1 protein-coding gene is annotated in these 638 nt (G+C 64.7%); it reads right to left on the bottom strand.

From position 1 onward, the window contains the following. On the bottom strand, positions 1–555 hold a 555-nt coding region (locus EN925_RS38630), incomplete at its 3' end, for a glutathione S-transferase family protein (protein WP_164894822.1). Positions 556–638: the final 83 nt, after the last annotated feature.

Here is a 638-nt window from a genome sequence, read left to right as displayed (position 1 = left end):
AGGTTCAATGTTCGGCCATGCCGTCCACGCGCTGTCGATGTCGGGATGCCAGGCCACCAGCATGACCAGATAGATGTCGGCCAGCGACATCCGGTCGCCGACCAGCCAGTCACGGCCTTCGAGCGCGGCATCCAGAACGGCAAAGCCACGGTCCATCTCGGCCACGGCTGCCTGCTTGACCGCCTTGGTGCCTTCGGGATCGGCAGTGTAGCGGTATGCGTAGTAGAAACGCAGCACCGCCGGATAGAGCACCGACGACATGAAGGCCATCCAGCGCAGGAAATCGGCGCGGGCAGGCGCGTCTGCTGCCGGCGCCAAATTGGCATCGGGATGACGCTCGGCAAGCAGGATGCAGATCGCCGCCGATTCCGTCATCGAGCTTCCGTCCGGCAAGGTCAGCACCGGCACCTGGTTCAACGGACTGATGTCGAGGAAGGCGGGGTCGGGCCGGTCGGTCTTCGGCACGTCGATCTGCTCGAACTGTGCATTCGCCAACGCCAGCGCTGCCTCGACGACGAAGCCGCCGCTGCCAGGACGGGTATAAAGCTTGTACATGAAATTCTCCCCCGGCCGCGCAAAGCAGGCCGGGGCGATATGAACCGGAAGCGGTGCCGCGCTCAAGCCGCCGATGGCGGCCA

The sequence above is a fragment of the Mesorhizobium sp. M7A.F.Ca.US.006.04.2.1 genome, from assembly GCF_004022915.1.
Lineage (GTDB): Bacteria > Pseudomonadota > Alphaproteobacteria > Rhizobiales > Rhizobiaceae > Mesorhizobium > Mesorhizobium ciceri.
The sequence above is the reverse complement of the archived record's forward strand: the minus strand, read 5'-3'. Positions and strand labels throughout refer to the sequence as shown.